Origin of the sequence: Pseudoalteromonas sp. A25 (assembly GCF_009176705.1) — a bacterium.
Lineage (GTDB): Bacteria > Pseudomonadota > Gammaproteobacteria > Enterobacterales > Alteromonadaceae > Pseudoalteromonas.
The window spans coordinates 1074955-1098505 of sequence record NZ_AP021846.1; the positions used below are offsets into that span (position 1 = coordinate 1074955).

At 43.0% G+C, this 23551-nt stretch carries 23 protein-coding genes; 18 read left to right on the forward strand and 5 right to left on the reverse strand.

Annotated elements, in window-relative coordinates; all coding sequences use genetic code 11:
* Positions 1-73: 73 nt before the first annotated feature.
* On the reverse strand, positions 74-541 hold the full coding sequence (locus GDK41_RS04760; RefSeq protein WP_152085333.1) for a hypothetical protein: 468 nt from the start codon (positions 539-541) through the stop codon (positions 74-76).
* 93 nt (positions 542-634) lie between these two features.
* Here GDK41_RS04760 and GDK41_RS04765 point away from each other — a divergent pair, with 93 nt between their 5' ends.
* A complete protein-coding gene (locus GDK41_RS04765) occupies positions 635-1018 on the forward strand; it encodes a response regulator (RefSeq protein WP_152085334.1) in 384 nt (127 codons plus the stop codon).
* Between the two features lie 63 nt (positions 1019-1081).
* Here GDK41_RS04765 and rpsT read toward each other — a convergent pair whose 3' ends face one another.
* Positions 1082-1342 (reverse strand): 30S ribosomal protein S20, encoded by a 261-nt coding sequence (gene rpsT, locus GDK41_RS04770; RefSeq protein WP_152085335.1) that lies wholly within the window; start codon positions 1340-1342, stop codon positions 1082-1084.
* A gap of 385 nt (positions 1343-1727) precedes the next feature.
* Here rpsT and murJ point away from each other — a divergent pair, with 385 nt between their 5' ends.
* From murJ to GDK41_RS04835, 13 genes are all read left to right on the forward strand, one after another.
* The gene (gene murJ / locus GDK41_RS04775; protein ID WP_332096051.1) at positions 1728-3296 is read left to right on the forward strand and encodes a murein biosynthesis integral membrane protein MurJ; all 1569 of its coding nucleotides are present in this window, start codon (positions 1728-1730) and stop codon (positions 3294-3296) included.
* Positions 3297-3376: 80 nt separating this feature from the next.
* On the forward strand, positions 3377-4303 hold the full coding sequence (gene ribF / locus GDK41_RS04780) for a bifunctional riboflavin kinase/FAD synthetase (protein ID WP_152085336.1): 927 nt from the start codon (positions 3377-3379) through the stop codon (positions 4301-4303).
* 21 nt (positions 4304-4324) lie between these two features.
* Entirely contained in the window at positions 4325-7150 is a 2826-nt protein-coding gene (gene ileS / locus GDK41_RS04785) for an isoleucine--tRNA ligase (protein ID WP_152085337.1), read from the forward strand.
* A 9-nt stretch (positions 7151-7159) separates the two neighbouring features.
* Positions 7160-7660, forward strand: coding sequence for a signal peptidase II (gene lspA, locus GDK41_RS04790; RefSeq protein ID WP_152085338.1), 501 nt, complete (start codon positions 7160-7162; stop codon positions 7658-7660).
* Positions 7657-8097, forward strand: a complete 441-nt coding sequence (fkpB, locus tag GDK41_RS04795; RefSeq protein WP_152085339.1) for an FKBP-type peptidyl-prolyl cis-trans isomerase — start codon at positions 7657-7659, stop codon at positions 8095-8097. The genes lspA and fkpB overlap by 4 nt, the downstream gene beginning before the upstream one ends.
* A complete protein-coding gene (gene ispH, locus GDK41_RS04800; RefSeq protein WP_152085340.1) occupies positions 8097-9026 on the forward strand; it encodes a 4-hydroxy-3-methylbut-2-enyl diphosphate reductase in 930 nt (309 codons plus the stop codon). Before fkpB ends, ispH begins: the two co-directional genes overlap by 1 nt.
* Positions 9027-9044: 18 nt before the next feature.
* Positions 9045-10070: a sensor histidine kinase gene (locus GDK41_RS04805; protein WP_152085341.1), complete on the forward strand. Its 1026-nt coding sequence runs from the start codon at positions 9045-9047 to the stop codon at positions 10068-10070.
* On the forward strand, positions 10067-10732 hold the full coding sequence (locus GDK41_RS04810; RefSeq protein WP_152085342.1) for a LytR/AlgR family response regulator transcription factor: 666 nt from the start codon (positions 10067-10069) through the stop codon (positions 10730-10732). Before GDK41_RS04805 ends, GDK41_RS04810 begins: the two co-directional genes overlap by 4 nt.
* A 107-nt stretch (positions 10733-10839) precedes the next feature.
* Positions 10840-11397, forward strand: coding sequence for a type IV pilus modification protein PilV (gene pilV / locus GDK41_RS04815; RefSeq protein WP_152085343.1), 558 nt, complete (start codon positions 10840-10842; stop codon positions 11395-11397).
* Between the two features lie 3 nt (positions 11398-11400).
* Complete coding sequence (locus GDK41_RS04820; RefSeq protein WP_152085344.1) at positions 11401-12396, forward strand: PilW family protein; 996 nt, start codon at positions 11401-11403, stop codon at positions 12394-12396.
* Complete coding sequence (locus GDK41_RS04825; RefSeq protein ID WP_442960206.1) at positions 12393-12854, forward strand: pilus assembly protein PilX; 462 nt, start codon at positions 12393-12395, stop codon at positions 12852-12854. Before GDK41_RS04820 ends, GDK41_RS04825 begins: the two co-directional genes overlap by 4 nt.
* A 5-nt stretch (positions 12855-12859) precedes the next feature.
* The gene (locus GDK41_RS04830; RefSeq protein ID WP_152085346.1) at positions 12860-15913 is read left to right on the forward strand and encodes a pilus assembly protein; all 3054 of its coding nucleotides are present in this window, start codon (positions 12860-12862) and stop codon (positions 15911-15913) included.
* Positions 15900-16319, forward strand: coding sequence for a type IV pilin protein (locus tag GDK41_RS04835; RefSeq protein WP_332096053.1), 420 nt, complete (start codon positions 15900-15902; stop codon positions 16317-16319). The genes GDK41_RS04830 and GDK41_RS04835 overlap by 14 nt, the downstream gene beginning before the upstream one ends.
* Before the next feature lie 7 nt (positions 16320-16326).
* On the opposite strand, the gene GDK41_RS04840 is transcribed toward GDK41_RS04835, so the two are convergent.
* Together GDK41_RS04840 and GDK41_RS04845 are read right to left on the reverse strand one after the other, a co-directional pair.
* A complete protein-coding gene (locus GDK41_RS04840; protein ID WP_152085348.1) occupies positions 16327-16857 on the reverse strand; it encodes a GspH/FimT family pseudopilin in 531 nt (176 codons plus the stop codon).
* Positions 16858-17062: 205 nt separating this feature from the next.
* Entirely contained in the window at positions 17063-17611 is a 549-nt protein-coding gene (locus GDK41_RS04845; RefSeq protein ID WP_152087514.1) for a GspH/FimT family pseudopilin, read from the reverse strand.
* Positions 17612-17747: 136 nt separating this feature from the next.
* Here GDK41_RS04845 and glnB point away from each other — a divergent pair, with 136 nt between their 5' ends.
* Positions 17748-18086 (forward strand): nitrogen regulatory protein P-II, encoded by a 339-nt coding sequence (gene glnB / locus GDK41_RS04850; RefSeq protein ID WP_152085349.1) that lies wholly within the window; start codon positions 17748-17750, stop codon positions 18084-18086.
* A gap of 123 nt (positions 18087-18209) precedes the next feature.
* Here the strand turns inward: glnB and GDK41_RS04855 are convergent, their stop codons facing one another.
* Entirely contained in the window at positions 18210-18968 is a 759-nt protein-coding gene (locus GDK41_RS04855; RefSeq protein WP_152085350.1) for an outer membrane protein assembly factor BamD, read from the reverse strand.
* Positions 18969-19091: 123 nt separating this feature from the next.
* On the opposite strand from GDK41_RS04855, the gene rluD reads away from it, so the two are divergent.
* The 3 genes from rluD (at position 19092) to clpB (ending at position 23468) form a co-directional block, all read left to right on the forward strand.
* Positions 19092-20069 carry a 23S rRNA pseudouridine(1911/1915/1917) synthase RluD gene (gene rluD / locus GDK41_RS04860; protein WP_152085351.1) on the forward strand — a complete coding sequence of 326 codons (978 nt, stop codon included), beginning with the start codon at positions 19092-19094 and terminating at the stop codon, positions 20067-20069.
* 10 nt (positions 20070-20079) lie between these two features.
* Positions 20080-20805 carry a peptidoglycan editing factor PgeF gene (pgeF, locus tag GDK41_RS04865; RefSeq protein ID WP_152085352.1) on the forward strand — a complete coding sequence of 242 codons (726 nt, stop codon included), beginning with the start codon at positions 20080-20082 and terminating at the stop codon, positions 20803-20805.
* Between the two features lie 89 nt (positions 20806-20894).
* A complete protein-coding gene (clpB, locus tag GDK41_RS04870; protein WP_152085353.1) occupies positions 20895-23468 on the forward strand; it encodes an ATP-dependent chaperone ClpB in 2574 nt (857 codons plus the stop codon).
* Positions 23469-23551 lie beyond the last annotated feature (83 nt).

Genomic DNA, 23551 nt, shown 5'->3' on the forward strand with positions numbered 1-23551 from the left:
AAAGGAGCGCCATTATGGTGATCATTTAACCATGCTTCAAGCGAGTATTTTTGTATTTTTCAGATTAGTTTTTTTAATCCAAAATTAGCTTTTTAAGTGCAGAAATAAAACCAGCTTGTTCTAGTATTTGGTACCTCTGACAGCTATCGGGGTTTGTTTGATCAGCACATAAATACAAGGTGTTTCGCTCTAATGCTGGCCTAGGGTGCAAATGTGAATCGAATAAAATAGGGTCGATGCCTGGTAGCCCATCCCAGTACACACTTTGTGAGACCAGACCAAGTTTTTCATAGGTGATTAATTTAGGTTTAGGGAATATCAAAATAAGCATTGTAATAATTGCTAGTGTTATCCATTTACCAAGTGGCTTTTTACTGCCCGGTTGCTGCTCTATAGCTGTGGCTGTTTGCGCTGCAACTTGTTCAAGTGGCACCTGACTGGGTTGTGGTGCTCTTTTTATACGTGCTTGGTGTTTGCCTTGGACTTGACCAAGTAACGCTTGTTTTTTTTGCTTTTTCTGTTTATTTGGATTGTTTGACATGCTTAGATGTAGCCTTTTAGTTGCAGCACTCTATAATAGTTCTATTATCTAAATGATAGCGTATTTTTATGTCGCAGCCTATGGGAAAGGATTATGGATCAGCAAATCTCAATACTAATCGTCGATGATGTCGGTACGGTTCGCAGTTTTTTACACCAAACCTTAATGCACCTAGGCATTGATCGCGTTAAGGAAGCATCAACAGTTCGTCAGTGTATTAGTGCATGTGAAGAGCAGCATTTTGATATTGTATTTTTAGACATTGAGTTACCGGACGGAGATGGTAAAGAAATTATCTGCCAGTTAAATGAAATCAACCCAGACCTTAATGTAGTGATGGTCTCGGCTCACTCGACGGTTGAAAATGTGAAAGACGCAATTGAACTCGGTGCTAAGGGGTTTGTGGTTAAGCCATTCTCGCCAAAGAAAATTGCAGCTATGTTGAAGAAGTTTTATCCAGAATTGGAAATAAGTTAGGCCATACCTAACTGACATGCATAAAAAAACCGACTTTCGTCGGTTTTTTCAATCAAAAACAAATTATAGTGCTTTAATTTTAGCAGCTAAACGGCTCTTATGGCGAGCAGCTTTGTTTTTGTGGATAAGACCTTTAGTTGCGTAACGGTCTAAAATAGGTGTTGCAACAGCAAATGCTTGAGTTGCAGCTTCTTTGTCACCAGCTTCAATTGCAGCGATTACTTTTTTGAAGTAAGTACGCATCATTGAACGACGGCTTGCGTTGTGCTGGCGGCGTTTTTCGCTAGTAATAGCGCGTTTTTTTGCAGACTTGATGTTAGCCAAGGTTTGCTCCTAACAATCTTAAAATAAGCTTAATTTAAAGGCCGAGGAATATGCCTGTTTTAATCGCAAAAGTCAATTATAATTTGACAACTGCGGCCTTTGTTTCTTTATCATCGGTGGCCTGTTCACACCAAAACAACAGCAATTGCTTGCTCAATTCAGTAATCTCAGGCATTAGAATCACATCAATGCCAAAGAAATTCCTCGGCTGTTGCGATTAATGGCGCGTATTGTAACAAACCTTACTTCGTTCACATAGTATTAGGCAAAGAAATTTTAATTTGTGTGTTGCTGAACCCAATTGCATGGTTATTGCTTACCTATCTTGTGGCATAATTTGCCTGGTTTTACAAAAAGCATTGCTATCAATCAATAGGGGAAAAGGGTGGCTAAAGGGTTGTTTAAATCAGGTATGATTGTCAGCGCAATGACGATGGTGTCAAGGGTTATGGGCTTGGTGCGTGATGCCGTTGTAGCAAACTTACTCGGTGCGGGGCTTGCCGCCGACGTATTTTTGTTTGCAAACCGGATCCCTAACTTTCTGCGTCGTTTGTTCGCAGAGGGAGCATTTGCACAGGCTTTTGTGCCAGTCTTATCTGAAATAAAAGAAAAGCATGGTGACGACGAAGTCAGAATATTTGTCGCACAGGCTGCAGGAACGCTTGGTACTATACTAATGATAGTGACAATTATGGGGGTGATTGGCTCCCCGGTGATTGCTGCATTGTTTGGAACAGGGTGGTTCATAGATTGGTGGCAAGGTGGTGCTGATGCAGAAAAATTTGTGCTAGCAAGTGGTTTGCTAAAACTGACCTTCCCTTATTTATTCTTTGTTAGTCTGGTCGCGTTAAGCGCAGCGGTGTTGAATGTTTACAACCGTTTTGCTGTTGCAGCGTTTACACCTGTGCTTTTAAATGTATCGATAATCAGTTGTGCAATTTTATTACATGACTCATTTTCTGTAAGTGCATATGCATTGGCGGTGGGTGTGTTCGTTGGCGGCGTGGTGCAGTTTGCCTTTCAATTACCATTTTTGTATCGCTTAAAAGTGCTAAGCAGACCTCAATTTGCTTGGCGAGCGCCACAAGTAACCAAAGTGCGCAAGCTTATGTTGCCCGCAATGTTTGGCGTGTCGGTTAGTCAGATTAACTTGCTGCTTGATACCGTGATTGCTTCAGTGCTAGTAACGGGGTCCATTTCTTGGTTGTATTATTCAGACCGCCTAATCGAATTCCCGCTGGGCTTATTCGGTATCGGTATCGCAACGGTTATTTTACCGGCTCTTTCAAAGCTACACGCAGGCGATAATCTAAAGGACTTTCAAAGCACATTAGATTGGGGTGTGCGGTTTGTATTGTTTTTAGGTTTTCCTGCCATGATGGGGCTCATTGCGATTAGTCCATTAATTATTTCAGTATTGTTTGATCATGGTGCCTTTGCGACATCCGAGGTAAACCATGTTGAAGCTGTTAGCTATGGCGTTGCAGCGTACAGTGTTGGCCTAGTAAGCTTTATGCTCATTAAAGTGCTGGCTCCAGGCTTCTATGCCCGACAAGATACCAAGACTCCGGTACGTATTGGAATTTTGACGATGGGACTAAACATGATTTTTAACATCGCGTTAGCGCCATTTATAGGCTACATCGGACTGGCTTTAGCCACTTCGTTATCAGCCTCTTGTAATGTTTATTTATTATATCGTCAGCTAAATAAAGATAATGTGTATCACTTTTCTACATTTTCTGTGCGCTTTGCGGCTAAATGTATGTTGGCCGCTTTGTTGATGTCAGTAAGTGTTTACTATGTTATATCGCTATATAATTGGCAATCGTGGGCTTTGATAGAGCAGATTGTGTTACTCAGTGGTTTGCTCATTCAAGCCATGGTGGTGTATTTTGGCGTTATGTTTGCACTTGGTGTTCGATTTGCCACGATAAAAGAGCTAAGGGGTTAACGTATCTGAGGTTCGCATTTTTGGGGAACTTGGGTATAATCGCTCACTTTCAACCATTGCGTAAATAAGGCATTGATACTATGCAGCTGATCAGAGGTATTCACAATATTCGAGCGCATCATTTTGGTTGTGTGCTGACTATTGGTAACTTTGATGGTGTGCATCTTGGCCATGTTGAAGTGCTAAAAGGCTTAAAACAAGACGCTAAACAGTATGGTTTACCCAGTACTGTTATGCTGTTTGAACCGCAGCCTCAAGAATTTTTTGCCAAAGCCAATGCGCCCGCGAGGCTAACGCGTCTAAGAGATAAGTTAGTGCTGCTTTCTAAGTTGGGTATAGAACGTGTTATTTGCGTGAGCTTTAACGCTAGGTTTGCAGGTCAAGATGCTGAAACGTTTATCAAAGATGTTTTGATAGATAAGCTGGGTGTTAAAGCCTTAACGGTCGGAGATGACTTTCGTTTTGGTAAAGCGCGACAGGGCGATTTTGAAATGCTCAAGCGGGTGGGGGATGTGCATAATATGCAAGTCAAAAGCACTGCCAGCTTGCGTCGCGACGACCACCGCGTGAGTAGCACTTTGATCAGACGTGCTTTGGCGGATGGTGAGCTTGATAAAGCACACGAAATGTTAGGCCATACTTATGCAATTTCTGGTCGTGTCATTCACGGTTGGAAAAAAGGCAGAGAGCTTGGCTTTCGCACTGCAAATATTGCACTTAAGCGGCAGGTAAACCCCGTTAAAGGGGTGTTTGCCGTTATGGTAACGCTTGATGATAAACACTATGCAGGTGTTGCTAACGTAGGAAATAAGCCTACATTGAATGGTACAAAAGCATTGCTTGAAGTACATTTATTTAATTTTAACCAAGATGTCTACGGGCATTTTATGCAAGTGGAGCTGATAAAGAAGCTTCGCGATGAGCAAAAATTCGATACATTGGAACAACTAACAGCGCAAATCGCTCACGATGTTGCTGCTGCAAAACAATGTTTTAATTTTAAGTAGCCGATACGGAAACTAGGATAAATGAGCGACTACAAACATACTTTAAATCTACCGGAAACTGAGTTTCCAATGCGCGGAAATTTGGCGCAACGCGAACCAAAAATGCTTAATGCTTGGTATGAAAAAGATTTATACGGTCGAATTCGTGACGCGAAAAAAGGTAAGAAGCCATTTATTTTGCACGATGGTCCTCCATACGCGAACGGCGATATTCACCTTGGTCACTCAGTAAACAAGATCCTAAAAGACATTATTATTAAATCTAAGACACTGTCTGATTTTGATGCGCCCTATGTGCCTGGTTGGGACTGTCATGGTTTGCCTATCGAGCTACAGGTTGAGAAAAAGGTCGGCAAGCCGGGTCATAAAGTGTCTGCTGCAGAGTTTCGAGAAAAGTGTCGTGCGTATGCCGCTAAGCAAGTAGAAGGTCAAAAAACTGATTTTAAACGCTTAGGTGTGCTTGGTGATTGGGATAAACCATACCTGACCATGAACTTTGACTTTGAAGCCAATGCGATCCGCGTGCTTGGCCGCATTATCGAAAATGGTCATTTGCATAAGGGGGCTAAGCCTGTTCACTGGTGTACTGACTGTGGTTCGGCACTTGCTGAAGCAGAAGTGGAATATCAAGATAAGCAATCACCAGCGATTGATGTGCGTTTTGACTTTGTTGACCAGCAAGCTGTAGTAAAAGCTTTTGAACTAGCTGAAGGTCACGAAGGTACAGGTTTAGTAAGCACGGTTATCTGGACGACAACGCCTTGGACACTGCCTGCAAACCGCGCTGTAGCAGTTCATGAGCGTTTAGAGTATGCGCTTGTACAAGTAGAAGATGAAGGTAAAGAACAACGTATTATTTTAGGTTCAGAGCTTGTAAAAGATGCTATGGACCGCTTTGGCTTTAATCACTTTCATGTACTTGGTTATGTAAAAGGTCAGGCTCTTGAAAATTTAAGAGTGGCGCATCCATTTCTAGAAATGGACGTGCCAGTCATTCTGGGCGACCATGTCACCACTGATTCTGGTACTGGTATTGTTCATACCGCACCGGGTCATGGTCCTGAAGATTTCTCGGCAGGCCTTGCTTATGGGCTTGAAGTTGCAAACCCAGTTGGAGCAAATGGGGTATTTTTGCCCGATACGCCAATTTTTGCAGGACAACACGTATTCAAAGCAAACGCGAGTATTGTTGATTTACTAGCTGAAAAAGGTGTGTTGATGCACCATCATGCGCTTCAGCATAGTTACCCTCACTGCTGGCGACATAAAACGCCGATTATTTTCCGTGCAACACCACAGTGGTTTGTCAGCATGGATCAAGCTAATTTACGCAAAGACTCGTTAGCTGAAATTGGCAAAACGCAATGGATCCCTGAGTGGGGTGAAAACCGTATTGCCAACATGGTTGAAGGCCGTCCAGATTGGTGTATTTCGCGTCAGCGTACGTGGGGGGTGCCAATTGCATTATTTGTTGATAAAGATACCGGTGCACTTCACCCAAATACCAAAGAATTGATAGAGCAAGCTGCGAAGCTGGTTGAACAAAAAGGTATTCAAGCATGGTATGACTTAGAGCCTGCAACTTTGCTTGGCGATGACGCCGAGCAGTATGTAAAAGTACAAGATACTTTAGATGTATGGTTTGATTCTGGTGTTACTCATGCCTGTGTAGTTGATGCACGTGAAGAGCTAACGGGACCTGCAGATCTTTACCTAGAAGGCTCTGATCAGCACCGTGGTTGGTTTATGTCTTCAATGATGACCTCTGTGGCAATTAACGGTCACGCTCCTTATCGTCAAGTATTAACCCATGGTTTTACGGTAGATGAAAACGGCCGCAAGATGTCAAAGTCTTTAGGTAACGTGATCTCGCCGCAAAATGTAATGAATAAACTGGGTGCAGATATTTTACGTTTGTGGGTAGCGTCGACTGATTATACGGCAGAGATGACTGTATCGGATGAAATCTTTAAGCGTTCGGCAGACCGTTACCGCCGTATTCGTAACACTAGTCGTTACTTGCTAGCAAACCTAAGTGGCTTTAATCCTGCGAGTGACTTAGTTGCGATAGAAGACATGGTAGAGCTTGACCGCTGGATTGTGGCACGTGCCGCGGCATTACAAAGTGAAATTATTAATGCCTATGACAACTATCAAATGTTAGTGGTTACGCAAAAGCTGATGAACTTCTGTACAGGTGAGCTAGGTTCATTCTACCTCGATGTTATTAAAGACCGTCAGTATACGGCTAAGAGCGATAGCCACGCGCGTCGTTCGTGTCAGTCTGCGCTTTATCATATTGCTGAAGCGATGACACGTTGGATGGCACCTATCATGAGCTTTACAGCGCAAGAGATCTGGGAGGTATTGCCGGGTGAGCGTGGTGAGTTCGTATTTACAGATGTGTGGTATGCAGGCCTAGAAAGCGTCAGCGAAGGCGCATTGAGCAATGCATACTGGCAAAATCTGCTAGAAGTACGTGATGAAGTGAACCGTGTACTAGAGAGTGCACGTAAAGAAGAATTGATAGGCGCAACACTGCAAGCTGAAGTAACACTATACACTGGCGGCGAGTTGGCTGAGTCACTACAGAAAATCGGTGACGAACTGCGCTTTGTACTACTTACATCAAAAGCGGTTGTTGAAGTTGTAAACGCGAGGCCTGAAGGTGCGATTGCAACAGAAATTGACGGTTTATTCATTGCCATTAAAGCAACTCAAGCTGCGAAGTGTGAGCGCTGTTGGCACTATTGTGATGATGTAGGTCAGCATGAAGAGCATGACGACCTGTGCGGACGTTGTGTGAGCAACGTTGAAGGTGATGGTGAAAAGCGTCAGTTTGCATAGGAGCAATACGTGACTAATACAACTCAAAAAAGTGGTTTAGTCTGGTTATGGTTAAGTCTACTGCTGTTTGCAGTAGACTACGTAACTAAAGCCGTTGTAGTTGCTAATATGGAGCTTTATGAGTCAATAGAGTTATTACCATTTTTCAACTTTACGTACATGCATAACTATGGTGCAGCTTTCAGCTTTTTAAGTGAAGCAGGAGGCTGGCAACGTTGGTTTTTAAGTGTGGTAGCAATTGCCATTAGTGCACTATTGTTATTTTGGTTAAAAAAATTACCAGCACGTAGCTGGGTATTATGCTGTGCTTATTCTATGGTCTTAGCTGGCGCGTTGGGTAACTTGATAGACAGGCTTATCCACGGGTACGTTATCGATTTTTTGCACTTTTATTATCAAAATTGGCATTACCCCGCATTTAACGTTGCAGATATGGCCATAGTTGGTGGCGCTGGTTTATTAATTTTTGATGCATTCAAAGGCGATAAAGCGCAGGAGAAACAAGCATGAGTGAGCAAGTGATTGGTCCACAATCTGAAGTCGTGTTTCACTTTTCTATTAAATTGGAAGATGGCTCTGCTGCAGATTCAACCAAGGTTCATAACAAGCCGGCAAAATTGTTTATGGGTGATGGCAGTCTAACGGAAAACTTTGAAAAGTGTCTGTTGGGTCTAAAAGCCGGGCAACAAAAGTCGTTTGATTTGCAGCCAGAAGATGCGTTTGGTCAGCCAAATCCTGACAACATTTATTATGTTGACCGAAGTAAATTCGGTTCCGATGCACCTGCAAAAGTAGGCAGTATCATCGCGTTTACACAACCAGATGGCACTGAACTGCCGGGACTGATCAGAGAGGTGGCTGGCGACTCGGTGACTGTCGATTTTAACCACCCTTTAGCTGGTCAGCCAGTGACCTTTGAAGTTGAAATTCTAGAGGTTAAGAACTAATGGATATTTTGCTAGCAAACCCAAGAGGTTTTTGCGCTGGTGTTGACCGTGCGATTAGCATTGTTGAACGAGCCTTAGATATTTTTGAAAAGCCTATTTATGTTCGCCATGAGGTTGTTCATAACAAATATGTGGTGGATGGTTTGCGCAAACGTGGTGCTGTGTTTGTTGAAGAGTTGCATCAAGTGCCTGACGATAGCATCGTTATTTTTAGCGCACATGGTGTATCTCAACAAGTGCGTCAAGAAGCTAAGCGTCGCGAGCTCAAAGTATTCGATGCGACCTGCCCACTGGTCACCAAAGTACACATGGAAGTAACACGTGCGAGTCGCAAGGGAACAGAATGTGTGCTGATTGGACATCATGGCCACCCAGAAGTAGAAGGCACCATGGGGCAATACGATAATCCTAATGGTGGTATCTACTTAGTTGAAACCCCTGATGATGTCGCTAATTTGCAGGTTAAGGATGCAGAGAATCTGTTCTACTGTAGCCAAACCACATTATCGGTTGATGATACTGCAGATGTCATCGACGCGTTGCGTGCTAAATTTCCCCATATTCATGGCCCTCGTAAAGATGATATTTGCTACGCCACACAGAATCGACAAGATGCGGTGAGAGATTTAGCTGATAAAGTTGATGTGTTGCTTGTTGTTGGTGCCAAGAATAGCTCAAACTCAAATCGCTTGAGGGAGCTTGCGGATAAAATGGGAACCCAAGCTTATCTAATCGATGATGCTCAAAGTGTTGATGCGCAGTGGTTTAGCGACGTTAAGTCGGTTGGTGTTACGGCTGGCGCATCTGCACCTGAGGTTTTGGTGCAGCAAGTGATCGCGAAGCTCAAAGAATTAGGTGGCCAAACAGTCACAGAAAACCCCGGAGAAGAAGAGAATGTCGTCTTCGCGGTACCTGTTGAGCTAAGATAATGTTACTGGCAGCATAATATGTTTAAGTCAGGTGACTTAACCTCTCAGTTGCTGCCAACCATTGTTACTTCAAGAGGTGTACTTGCTATGCTAGTCACCTCACAAATCCTTTCTTTTGTACTAGCATTTGCGCCAATGAGTTATGAAGATGTTTGGGTTCGCCTAGGCATGTTTAGTTTGTTTATTCACATTGTGAGCACTGCAGGGTTCAGCATTCTCTACTTTCTGCAATCATTCTTAAGCCGCTTTAGTTTGCATAAGCAAGCCGCTTTAATTGTCTTTATCTTTGAAACGATTACTTGCCTACTAAGCCTAACGGTCATTGTGCTATTCCCTGAGCAGACATCACCAGCGCAGTGGTCTTTTTTATTGAAAAATATGGCAATTTGCTTATTCGTATCATTATTGTTTATCCACACAATGACGATTTTTTTGGACAAGCTACAAGCCGCAGAAGTGCTTGCAAAAGTCGAGTTAGATGCTCTGAGTGCCAGAATTAGGCCCCATTTTTTGTACAATAGCCTAAATACGGTGGCTGAGCTTACTCAAATAGATGCGGATGCGGCAGAGCACGCAATCATCACGCTTGCTCGGCTGTGTAAAGCGACTATGCATGTACAGCAGCTTAACGCTTTAGTTGCTGAGCTTCAATTAGCTAAACAGTATTTAGAACTTGAACGATGGAGGTTCGCTGAGCGTTTGGTGGTTGATTGGCAAGTACCCGAAGACATTGCTGATATCAAAATACCCGTTTTAACCATTCAGCCTCTATTAGAAAATGCGATAATACATGGTGTTGAAGGCGTGTCAGGTATAAGCTATATAACCGTTAAGCTCACGCAAAATGAGCGGTTTGCTGTACTTGAAATTAGTAATAGCTATCTAGCCTCTCACGTAAGTAGTCGCCAAGGTCAAGGTGTTGCACAAGCGAATATTCGGGCTCGATTATCGCGATATTTTGGCGATAGAGCAACGTTACGCACTCAGATCATTAATGGGCAATACATTGCTCGTTTAGAATTACCAAGAGGAGAGCTGCTATGAAGTACATAGTTGTTGATGATGAACCTCTTGCTCGTCAGCGAATTAAGCGCTTGCTATGTTCACGACCAAGCTTTGAGTGTGTAGCAGATACAGGCAAACCCGACGATGTCATTGCGTTAATACAGCAACACTGTCCGCAATTGATATTTTTAGATATCAGCATGCCGGGCATAAATGGTTTAGAGTTAGCAAAGCAGATCAATGCCTTGCCAGCGAAGCCCAAAGTTGTATTTATCAGCGCATATCCTCAATATGCGTTGGATGCGTTTGGCGTATTTGCGAGCGGTTACTTGGTTAAGCCAATTAGTCAAAACGAATTATACCAGATAGTACAACACTTATTTCCCGCAAAAATCCAATATACTCTGGGCAATCAAACTCGCTGGGTTGAGGTGAGTGATATACTCGTTGCTAGGGCTGAGGATAAATACACACAGCTTTACTTCCATACGGGGCAAGCCATTGTCGAAACCAGTCTCAAGCAATTATCTGAGTGCTACCCAGAGCATTTTGTGCAAGTACACCGAAATACTTTGGTAAAACGGAGTGCGATGACAGCCTTAGTGCAAAATGAAGGGGGTTACTTTGTTTCAGTTGAAGGTTATCCAGAGCTAATTACCGTCAGTCGCCGTGCTGCTCAGGCATTAAAATCTACCCAATAACCGCTTATCGGTAATATTTACCACTCATGGGTAAATAGGCTTGTTTATTTTATGTCATTTTGTACGCTAACTTTATACTCCTTTATCTGATGAAGGCTAACTAAGATATGCCTATAACAGCGGCTAAAACCAAAGGCTTTACTTTAATTGAAGTATTAATCGCATTTATGGTACTTAGTTTTGGGTTGCTTGGTGCTGTGGCACTGCAAGCAAAGGCAAAGCAGGCAAGTTTTGATGCCATGCAGCGTGCTGCAGCAATTGCGTTGGCCAACGATATAATGCAGCGCCTAAGAGTAAATGATACTCAAGCAATTACAGCTCATTACAAAGTGGTTTTTAATAGCCAAACAGCATTAAATCCTGTTACGCGTTGCTTTAGCGGGCAATGTAATGCAGCAGCAATTGCTGCAACGGATATTGAGCATTGGCGCCAGGCGATACGAGCCAGAGAAAATACAGGGTCGTTAGATAATACAACGGTCTGTATTACCCCAACGGCCGTAGGTGGTACGCGTAACCGAGGTTTTAATGTAGAAGTCGTGGTAGCTTGGCAAGGTAGGCAGGCTATGAAAGCCAGCGCTGACAATCAATCAATAAACTGTGGTGTGAAAAACGATAAGCGTCGTTTGGTGGTGCTAAACAGTTATATCCTGTTGAGGGCTTAACAGATGTTTAGTAAGGGTTTTTCTATAGTTGAGTTGCTCATTGCTTTGTTTATTGGAGTATTGATATTAGGCGGAGTTGGGGCAACTTATGTCAGTATGAAAGTGACGACTCGCGATACAATGGTGATAGGCGAGATGCAAGAAACGGGACGGCTAGCGTTAGATATATTGAAGCGAGATATAGAGCAGGTGGGCTTTTGGGGGACTTTTTACGAGCAAGGTTTTAGTGAAACGAATGTCACGATGGCGGATGGTATTGCAAATCCTCAAGGAGACTGTTTTGGTGGTATTAACAATGGCAGTTTCCCAAGTATTGACCCGACCAACTTTCGTTCTGTTTTTGCAACAACCGCAACTAGCAATAATGCGCTCAACTGTATCTCAAATGTAAAGAAGAACACTGATATTTTGCAGCTTAAGTTTCTGGAAGGTAGGCGACTAGCTAGGAGCGACGATATGGCTAGAAATCGATACTATTTTATTGCAGATCAAGAACAGGCAATTTTCACATCTGGCGTGCAACAAACTGCTCTGCCGACAGTTAACTCTACACTTTGGCCATACAGCCACCATGTTTACTATGTGACAGAGCAAGATATCACTCTGAGAGATCAAAAACTTAAAGTACCAGTGTTATCCCGAAAGCGCTTAAACGTAGGTGGTGGAATGCGTGCCGAAGTGGTGATGGAAGGTGTAGAGGATATTCGTTTTGTGTTCGGTTTAGATACGGATGCGGATTATCGAGTCGATAGTTATCGTAGTACACAGGATATGACTGCATCAGATTGGGAACGATTGAATGGCATTTTGACCGTGCAAATTTTTGTTTTAGTGCGCGCCTTGGAACCCGATGCTGATTTAGAGCTGAAAAACCGCAACTACACATTAGGCTCTGATCCTGACAAGAGAGTACATACTGTAAGTGATAATTTTCGTCGTACGGTATTCTCTACCACCGTAAGATTAAACAATATGGGAACGATTGCATGGCGTTTATGAAGAACCAGCAAGGCATTGTGTTGATCAGTGCCATGATCATGATTGTGGCTGTGAGCGCGATTGCGGTCACTTTAATGAGCACTAGCAGTTTAGACTTAAAAATCACCAATGCGTCTCAAGAGCGCGAAGAAGCAGATAGTTTATTGATGGGAGAAGTGCAAAGAGCTATTGCTTCGCAAACTGCCTTAGGGGCTGAAAGTTTATTTACTCGAAATAAAGCCCAACTAGCCGTGGGAAACAGCTTTGACGGCTCAAATGGCGCGGTGAATACAGTGACAAGTCTAAATAATGGGCCACTAGAATTAAATTGTCCTAGATCGTTTTCTTATACATCGGGAGTGATTTGTAACATGACCCAGTTGGAAACAACAATTACTTATGGCAGCAAAGCGAAACATACCCTCACGGTTGTAACCGGAATAGGTCAGGAAATGATTAGCTTAGAAGAGGGGCGATAAACACAATGAGAAAATTACTTGCTTGTTTTTTGCTTCTCATTGCTAAAACAGCCTTGGCTGACGATATAGAGCTCTATTTAAAACGTAACGTTAATGTTCAGCAAACCCCCAAAGTGATGGTCATTTTTGATACATCGGGCAGTATGGCATTTTCAAGTATTGATGGTAACTCATGTGGTTACGATTATGCGCTTGAGCGCTATATCCTCTGCCCTAATAATCGTTTGGGGGTTGCAAAAAATGCCGTCACCAAGTTGCTCAATGACAACGCGGATATTGACTTCGGTTTAATGCGCTTTAATGGTAGCAACGGTGGTTATATTTTAGCGGGACTGGGTGCAAACCGCTCAACGATATTAACTCAAGTTAACTCGTTAGAAGCCAATGGTGCCACACCACTAAGTGAGACACTTTGGGAAGCTTATTTATATTTAAGCGGACGCACACGCTACTACTCGTGGTTTTGGCCATCGTCTGATCAGGATGCCAGTGTGCAGCGATACGGTCATTACATTTCACCGTTTGAAGCCATTGCGAATGACCCCAATGTTTGTGGTAGCTCTGCCAATGTGATTGTCGTAACTGACGGAGAGCCATCCAATGATAGTGATAGTGACCTGAGTATTACAAGTGAATATCTGGCAACATTTTCGACGCTTCCAACCGCGCTTCATGGCAGTTACTTACCTGCGCTTGCAGAAGTTATACATCAGCGTGAAGACCTATATACATTGCTTGGGGGCAGTGTAAAGGATAGAGGTAGAGTGTATACCATTGGCTTTGGTACAGGGATGGATGATGAAGGTATCGCTATACTAGAAAAAACCGCTGAACTAGGTGGTGGGGTTTACACGCAGGCCAACACGGCAAATGAGCTATCCGAAGCGCTAAAAAATCAGCTAGATAACATACGAGAGCTAAATGACAGCTTTACTTCTCCGTCTATTTCAACCAGTAACTCAAATCAAACGGAAAGTGGGAAATCTCTTTATTACACGATGTTTTTGGCATCGCCAAATGCACGCTGGCAGGGCAACTTGAAAAAGCTGGAGTTTGCAAATAATAACGTGGTTGATATGCATGGTGCAGCAGCGTTAGACGAAAATGGTTTGATAAAAGCGAGCGCAACGACATTCTGGTCAGAACCCGGCTCTCAAGATGGCAATAGTGTAAAGCGTGGTGGTGTGAATGAAAGTCTACAAAAGCAAAGTCAACGGACCATCTATTCAGACTATGGCGCAGGGCAGCTAAGAGAGTTTACAGCGACAGAGGGTAAGCGACAGTACCGAAAATGGAAGACCTTTGCTGATAAGTTAAAAATAGCAAATATACCCGGGCGGAAGAAAAAAAATGTAGAGCAACTAATTAATTGGGTTTATGGGCAAGATGTGGATGATGAAGATAAAGATGGTAACTCCAGTGAACGCAGAGATACAATTTTCGGCGACCCATTACATTCTAAGCCTGTAACTATGGATTACGGTAATGGTGATATTAGAGTCATAGTTGGAACAAATGCTGGCCTTTTACATATGTTCAAAGATGAAGGGAATACAGTATCAGAAAGTTGGGCATTTATTCCAGAGGCTTTATTTGACATATTGCACAGTACTCGAATGGCTCAGGCAGATACCAAGCTATATGGCATGGATGGCCCTTTAACGGTCTATTTTCATGATGTTGACCAAGATAAAAAAGTTAATGGTGAAGATAAAGTTTGGCTCTTTGCTGGCATGCGACGAGGTGGCAAGCACTACTATGCCTTTGATATAACTAACCCAGATGAACCCACAATGCTGTGGGGAGGACCAATCATCGGTGGCAAAGATGACTTCAAAGAGCTAGCGCAGACTTGGTCGAAGCCTCAAGTTACCTTTATTGAAAAGCAAGGTGATTCACCCGTTTTGATTTTTGCTGCGGGTTACGACACAAATAAAGATAGCAATGGAAAGTCGTCGGACAGTGCGGGCAGAGGTATATTTATTGTGGATGCAAAAACAGGGGCTTTGGTGTGGTCATTAACACCTGCATCAGGATTTCAAGGAAAACACAGTATACCCGCAGACGTTGAAATACTCGACTCAAACTATGATGGTTATACCGATAGGCTGTATTTTGCTGATACTGGAGGCGATGTTTGGCGGGTAGACATGCCAGGAGATAACCCTAATGATTCAGACACCAAGTGGACTCATTTTAAACTTGCTGAATTAGCAGGTGCAGGTACCAGCGGTGATCGACGTTTTTTTTACAAACCAGCTGTGGCAAATACTTACTTTAGTAAGGTAACTCGCACAACAGTATCAGGCACTGCACTGAAAACACGCAAAGACACGCCTTATGAGGCGATATTATTGGGCTCGGGCAATCGCTCTAGGCCAACGCTTAATGGGGTAAAAGATTACTTGTTTATGATCCGAGATGAAAATACGGTGACACAGTCTTTTCAAACGAACGTTCCTGAGCCAATAAAAGTTGCCGATTTAATGGATATTAGTAGCGACCCTTTTGCAGCAAAGCTCAATGACATTGATGGCTTTACTGATGTTGAAGTTACATTAGGGGGCTTTAATGGCTGGAAATATGCCCTCTCAGCCAATGAGAAGTCACTTGCCTCTCCAACGGTAGCTGGGGGGGTTGCTTATTTTACATCATTTACTCCACCTGCGAGTGTTAGCCGTTGTGAAGCGTCAGCAGGTAAGGGCAACCTCTATGCATTTCACTTACATTACGGGACACAGGTATATGAAAAGCTAAAATACGAGACGACTCCTGTTGTGCCTGATACGCCTAAAAAGTATGTTAGCTGTGAGGGCACAAGCGGTACAGATTGTGAGACTGTGGTAAGAATGGTAGGGCCTGCAATCAAGAAAAGCGAAGCGTCGGGTGGAGGAAAAGGACCTGTGGCTGGGACACCTTGGAAAGCGGCAGGAATTGTCACAGAAGCACAACCTGTGGTTATTAATGGCAAGGTAAAGTTGACAAGAGAGCAGGTAGACTTTGGCTTAAAAACAAGACAAATGTTTATTTATAAAAAAGAAGAAAATGATGAGAAATAATAATATTAAGGGTAAAGGATTTACGCTTTTGGAAGCGTTAATTGTTTTGGTTATTCTGGGGATCGTGGCTTCGGTAGCTTATCCCAGTTACAGAAACTTTTTAGTCAAGGCTGCTCGCTCAGAAGCCATGGTGGTTTTGCTAGATGCTGCGAATAAGCAAGAGCAGTATTATGTCGACAATCGTAGCTATACCGATAAATTATCAGATATTGGGGTTCCAGAAAAAACAGAAAATGGCTATTACTCCCTGTCGGTTACTGTCGATGAAGCAACATTTGAAGTGGTCGCTAAGCCAATAGCAGGCCCTGTCTCTGGAGATAAAGAGTGTTCAGCTTTGATGATCAATGAGCTGGGTCAAAAGCTTAGCGAAGGAAGTGAAACAAAAGAGTATTGTTGGCAACGCTAAGACCAAATTATAAGGGGCATTTATCAGTGTCCCTTATACGAGCTCTTCCTGTGTTACTTACACTCATTTCTAGGCCTAGCGATTCGCCATTTTTCTCAGGTAAGCAATATACAAAAGTGCCATTTGTAAAGCCTCGAATTGACGCATCGTAGTTAAAAATAATAGCGGGTCTTGGGTAGTCTATGGAGTCTGTACTGGGTATTGCCGAGATTTCATATAATCGAACATCCTCTTTATCAAATACTCTTAAGTCTCCCTTATCTATAAACACCGTTATTTCTTTATGCCAAGTATTTGGGATACAGCGGTTGTTATCTAAGTGGCAGATTGTGGTTTCATTCCCCGTGGAGGCTGCTTGTGTTCTTGCCAGCGCCAATGCACGTTTTAGTTGTTTAAGTGCAAGCTCAGGCCTGTAGTCGGAAATGATTTCACCGTAACTTGATAATGCCAAACTCATTAGAGAGCTTAGTATGGTGAGTGTAACGAGCACCTCGATTAAGGTGAGCCCCACATATACTGCACGTCGTTGTTTATCCATCCTTGGATAGCCCTAATTACAGAAGCGTGTTTGAAATTTAGCTCATGAGAGGGGAGTTGCAATCTTATAATGTGATCCTATGGCTGTTGACTGTAAAGATATAAAAATAAAGCGCTTTTAAAACAAATGCTTTTATCTATGAGAGGTCCGAAGTATGGTCATCGATTACAGCCGAAGGTGAATTTGCTTACAGTATTATGAGCAGTTAGTTACAGTCTAACGAGGTTTTTCCGTTGAACAATGCATTGCCTGATTGTGTGATAGTTAGCATTTGGTTTGGCGAGTCACTGCTGCTTGGACAATAAACAAATTGGCCTAATGTGCTGGTGATTTGGCCACTGCCGTCAAAGCGGATAAATGCGCTTGCAAAGCTTAGCTTGTCTGCATTAGGTATTGGGTCTATCACTCTTAAAACAGGCTCATTAGCGCTATCAAAACTACCATTGTTGTTTTTGTCAACAAATACAATTTTTGCACTTGACGACCAGTTAGATAAGCAAGTTGCATCTCCACCACGGTTAAATTGAGCTTCATCTACAGGGCAAAGAATAGCAATTTCGTCGCTTGATGTTGCTTTGGCTCTGGCGAAGTTAATAGTGCGCTTTAACTCCAACAAGTAGGTTTCAGCCCTGTTGCTACTGAGTAAATTATTATTGCTATATAAAGCTATAGATGCCAGTACAGCCAGAATAGCCAGAGCGATTAATAATTCTACAAGCGTGAAACCTGTGTGCCTAAAACGGGTGGAGAGCATACATAAGTCAACATAAGTTTTTATTATTAGCTGCACTCATTATCGCGTGCTTTTTACAACTAAGGCAATGACTTTGTTTGCTAACATTTTTAGTATTGATTAAAATCGACGCACCATCATAGGAAAGTGCAGAGCCATGAAGAAAATAGAAGCGATAATTAAACCATTTAAATTAGATGATGTAAGAGAAGCTTTATCGGATGTTGGTATAACCGGTATGACTGTCTGTGAAGTAAAAGGCTTTGGTCGTCAAAAAGGCCATACCGAGCTATATCGCGGTGCGGAATATATGGTGGATTTTTTGCCAAAAGTGAAACTAGATATCGTATTAGCAGACGAAGATGTAGATAGAGCCATCGATGTGATCTTGAAAACCGCTCAAACGGGTAAAATTGGCGATGGTAAAATCTTTGTTACTGAGGTTGAGCGTGTTGTACGTATCCGTACGGGTGAAGAAGATGAAGAAGCAATCTAAATAACTTATTCAAACTTGAGTTAAACAAATTGCGAATTTTTAAGCCCCACGCCGAATGTGGGGCTTAATGTTTATTACTTTTTGAGTTGTTATTCGCTACAACCCAAATGTGCTAATACGGGATCAGCGCTTATTTAACTGCCTTGTGAGTTTAGCATTCTCCGCCAGCTCGGCTAATCCTAGTTTTTTATAACTCTTTTCCATGATTTCTAAGGCCGCATTAAGGTAACTGCTTTGTGAGTAATGCTCTACCACATATTTACCACGGTTTGCAGCAGCAAGATAAGCTTCACGTTCAAAATAGTATTGCGCTACTTTTAACTCATAGCGGGCCATTTTGTTTAATAGCCATGCAAGTCGCTTTTTTGCTTCAGGCACATAAGTGCTATCTGGATAACTGTTTACCAGGGTTGATAAATCTTGAAATGCCACTCGTGTACGATTGGCATCGCGGTCAGCTCGGTCAACACCAAAATAATCTTGGAATGCATTTTCATCCGCTTTAATATTTACCAAACCACGCATGTAGTACATATAATCTAAGTTTTTATGGTTTGGATTTAAACGAATAAAACGGTCAATATGAGCGAGTGCTTGCTCAGTGTTGCCAGTTTGATAATGGGCAAATACTAAGTCCATTTGTACCTGACGTGAATATGGCCCGAATGGGTAGCGAGAGTTAATGGCACTTAATAACTCAATTGCCCTTGCATAAAGCCCTGAATCGAGCGTTTCTTTGGCATCTTCATAAAGTGCTTGCGCTGATTTGTTTGGTACGCGTTCTATTTCATCTTGTTCTGGTGCAGAAGAGCAGGCTGCTAAGCCTAAAAATGAGGCGCTAAGTACGATGGCAAAGGCGCGCTTCCCTAAGTATTTTATCATTTTATTTTACTACCTTTGTTGTCTTCGGCTAGGCCAAGTGGGTAAAACCGAGTAAACTATGCATTTATGCGATTCTAACCCAGTCGAGCACAGCTTGCACTGGTAAATTAGGTAAAGTTACAGATGTCAGAGCAAATTTCTCTTCAAGCTGAAGTCCCTACTGAGTTAGGCGGCAAACGTCTAGACCAGATTTTGGCGCAATTGTTCCCAGATTTTTCTCGTTCGAGAATAAAAACTTGGATTTTAGACGACAAGGTCACGGTTGACGGGAGTGTATTAAACACGCCTCGTGAAAAGCTATTGGGGGGTGAAACGGTTGCGATTGAAACACACATTGAAGCGCCTCGAGAATACGAGGCTCAAGATATTGCCTTAGACATCGTATATGAAGATGACGATATTTTGGTGATCAATAAACCAATGGGATTAGTTGTGCACCCAGGTGCAGGTAACCCAGATGGCACGGTACTCAATGCCTTGTTATATCACCACCCAGATATTATTAATGTGCCACGCGCGGGTATTGTGCATCGTTTAGATAAAGACACGACCGGGCTTATGGTTGTGGCTAAAACGATACAAGCGCAAACACACTTAGTAAAAAACTTACAAGCACGAGAAAATTTTACTCGAGAGTATGAAGCGATTTGTAATGGCACCATGACTGCGGGAGGTATGGTCGAAAAGCCAATTGGCCGCCATGCAACAAAACGTACGCACATGGCTATTCATGAAATGGGCAAACCCGCTATTACGCATTATCGTGTTGCTGAAAAATTTAGAGCCCACACTCGTTTGCGCTTGCGTCTAGAAACGGGTCGTACCCACCAGATCCGCGTACACATGGCTTATTTAAATCACCCATTAATTGGCGACCAATTATATGGTGGTCGACCTCGGCCTCCGCGTAATGCAACGCCTGAGCTATTTGCGCAATTACGTGACTTTAAACGCCAAGCACTGCATGCAGCTAAGCTAAGTATTGCTCATCCAATTACGGGTGAAATGATGACATGGGAAGCTCCAATCCCCGAAGATATGCAAATACTCACGCAAGCGCTGCGCGAAGACACCAAAGCAAATCCCGATCTGGCGCTATAGCTTTTAGCCTATGATATTACCCAATTGGCCCATACAACATTGTGTTGGTGCGTTATCTACAACTCGAGTAGGTGGCGTCTCCTGTGGGCCTTTTGAAAGTTTTAATTTGGGCTACCATGTAAGTGATACGTCCAAAGATGTAGATACAAATCATAAACGGCTGCTTGATTATTTGCCTCGTCCTGCACAATGGCTCACTCAAGTACATGGTGCAGATGTATTGGTTGTTGATGAGATGACACAGACTTCTTTACTACCAGAGGCAGATGCGCACTATACCAAGTTACGCCAGCAACCTTTAGCAATCATGACGGCAGATTGTTTGCCTATTTTGATAAGTGATCTTAACGGGACTGAGGTCGCTGCCATTCATGGCGGGTGGAAGCCGCTTTCAAAAGATATTATTGCAAATACGCTCGCTAAATTTGACTCAAAACCTGAGCACCTTTTTGTTTGGTTAGGACCTGCAATAGGCCCGCAAAAATTTGAAGTAGGTAAAGAGGTTAAAGAGCAGTTTTGTGCTCTCAATCTAGCACACCAACGTGATTTTAATGCGTATGGTGATGGAAAATTTCTCGCTAATATTTACGCGATAGCAAAACGTCAATTAGCTCAATGTGGTGTCACACAGGTATTTGGTGGACAGTATTGTACTGTATCTCAACCAGCATTATTTTTCTCGTACCGTCGTGATGGGACTACAGGGCGTATGGCGAGCTTGATCTGGCGCAATTAATTCCATTCTCCTGACATTTATTACTTGAACAATCTGCTCATAATACCCATTAATTAACTAGATATAGTTTTTTATTAAGGTAGATACAGATGCGTTTAGATAGATTTACCAGTAAGTTTCAAGCCGCGCTTTCAGATGCCCAGTCATTAGCACTTGGGCGAGATCACCAGTTTATAGAGCCAGTGCACTTAATGTACTCCTTGTTACAGCAAGATGGGTCGAGTGTTCGAGCTTTACTTGCGCAGGTGGGGGTCAGTGCCGATGAGCTAAACAGCAAACTGTCACAAGCAATTGAAAAGATTTTTAAAGTAGAAGGTATTGGTGGTGATGTCCAGCTTTCTAATAATTTGGTTTCGTTGATAAATTTATGTGATAAATACGCTCAAAAGCGCAAGGATCAGTATATTTCCAGCGAGTTGTTTGTATTTGCTGCATGTGAAGACAAAGGGCCATTGGGAGATATATTTAGATCACTCAATATTACTCAGACAAAAATAGAGGCCGCTATAAAGGCTATACGTGGCGGGCAAAAGGTAGATAGCCCTAATGCTGAAGATACCCGACAATCGTTGGAAAAATTTACAATAGACTTAACCGAGCGCGCGGAGCAAGGTAAGTTAGACCCAGTAATAGGTCGAGACGATGAGATCCGTCGCACTATTCAAGTGTTGCAACGTCGTACTAAAAATAACCCGGTACTGATTGGTGAACCCGGCGTCGGTAAAACAGCAATTGTTGAAGGGTTGGCGCAGCGCATTATTAACGGGGAAGTACCAGAAGGTTTAAAAAATAAGCGCGTATTATCGTTAGATTTAGGTGCATTGGTAGCGGGTGCCAAATACCGTGGTGAGTTTGAAGAACGGCTCAAATCGGTGCTTAATGAGCTGGCAAAAGAAGAAGGCCAAGTCATTCTCTTTATTGACGAGATTCATACAATGGTGGGGGCCGGTAAAACCGATGGGGCAATGGATGCGGGTAATATGCTTAAACCGGCATTGGCACGAGGAGAGCTACACTGTGTTGGTGCCACAACGTTGGATGAGTACCGACAATATATTGAAAAAGACGCTGCGCTTGAGCGACGTTTTCAAAAAGTGTTTGTTAGCGAACCCAGTGTCGAAGACACCATTGCAATCTTACGTGGTTTAAAAGAGCGATATGAACTACATCACTCGGTTGACATTACCGACCCAGCGATAGTTGCTGCAGCCAATTTATCTCATCGATATATTAGCGACCGTCAATTACCAGACAAAGCCATTGACTTAATTGACGAAGCGGGTAGCTCAATTCGTTTACAAATTGACTCTAAACCTGAGCAGTTAGATAAACTTGAGCGTCGCATTATTCAGTTAAAGCTTGAAGATAATGCATTGGCAAAAGAAAAGGATGAAGCGAGCCAAAAGCGTCGCAGCGAGATGCAATCACTGATAGGTGAACTAGAAACGGAATATAAAGAGTTAGACGAAGTTTGGAATGCAGAAAAAGCATCTCTTCAAGGTACGCAAGTGATCAAGGCAGAGCTTGAGCAGGCTAGACTAGATTTAGAAGTTGCGCGTCGAGCAAGTGATTTACAGCGTATGTCAGAACTCCAGTATGGCCGGATCCCAGAACTTGAAAGAAAGTTAGATCTTGCATCTCAAGCGGAGATGCAAGAAATGAGCTTACTGAAAAACCAAGTTGGCGAAGATGAAATTGCGGAAATTTTATCTCGTTGGACGGGGATCCCGGTGGCAAAAATGCTACAAGGCGAAAGAGAAAAGCTACTGCAAATGGAAGATGAGCTACACAAAAAAGTGATTGGTCAAGATGAAGCCGTTAATGCGGTTGCAAATGCCATTAGGCGTTCTCGTGCTGGATTGGCCGATCCAAACCGTCCGATAGGCTCCTTCCTATTTTTAGGCCCAACGGGTGTTGGTAAAACAGAGCTGACAAAAGCACTGGCGCATTTCATGTTTGACACTGAAGATGCCATGGTGCGCATTGATATGTCAGAATTCATGGAAAAACACTCGGTAGCTCGACTTGTTGGCGCACCTCCAGGCTATGTTGGTTACGAAGAAGGCGGTTACTTAACAGAAGCTGTTAGGCGCAGACCCTACTCAGTGGTGCTGTTAGATGAAGTAGAAAAGGCACATCCAGATGTGTTTAACATCTTGCTGCAAGTATTGGACGATGGGCGTCTAACAGATGGCCAAGGCCGTACGGTCGATTTTAAAAATACAGTGATCATTATGACCTCTAACCTTGGCTCGGATATTATCCAAGAGCAGGCGGGTAGCAATGATTATGTAACGTTAAAAGAGCGAGTGATGGGCGTGTTAGCGAGCCAGTTTAGGCCTGAGTTTATTAACCGTATCGACGAAACTGTCGTATTCCATCCACTTATTAATGAGCACATTAAGCAAATAGCGAGTATTCAATTAGAGAAACTTGAGTCTCGGCTACGTGATAAAGGCTATGAGTTTACATTGACCGCTGGTGCTTTAGATAAGATCGCAGCAAGTGGTTTTGATCCGGTATTTGGAGCAAGGCCACTGAAAAGAGCCGTGCAGCAGTACATTGAAAACCCGCTTGCGCAGCGCTTGCTTTCGGGTGAGTTTGTCAGCGGTGACCATATCACAGTTGATGTTAGTGATGATGAAATAACCTTTGTGAAGTAATTCCTGCTTTTTTATTGAGTAAACCTAATCAGCGTTAGGTTTACTCAAATTTAAGAAGCTGTGAGTTGGCAAAAGACAGCTTT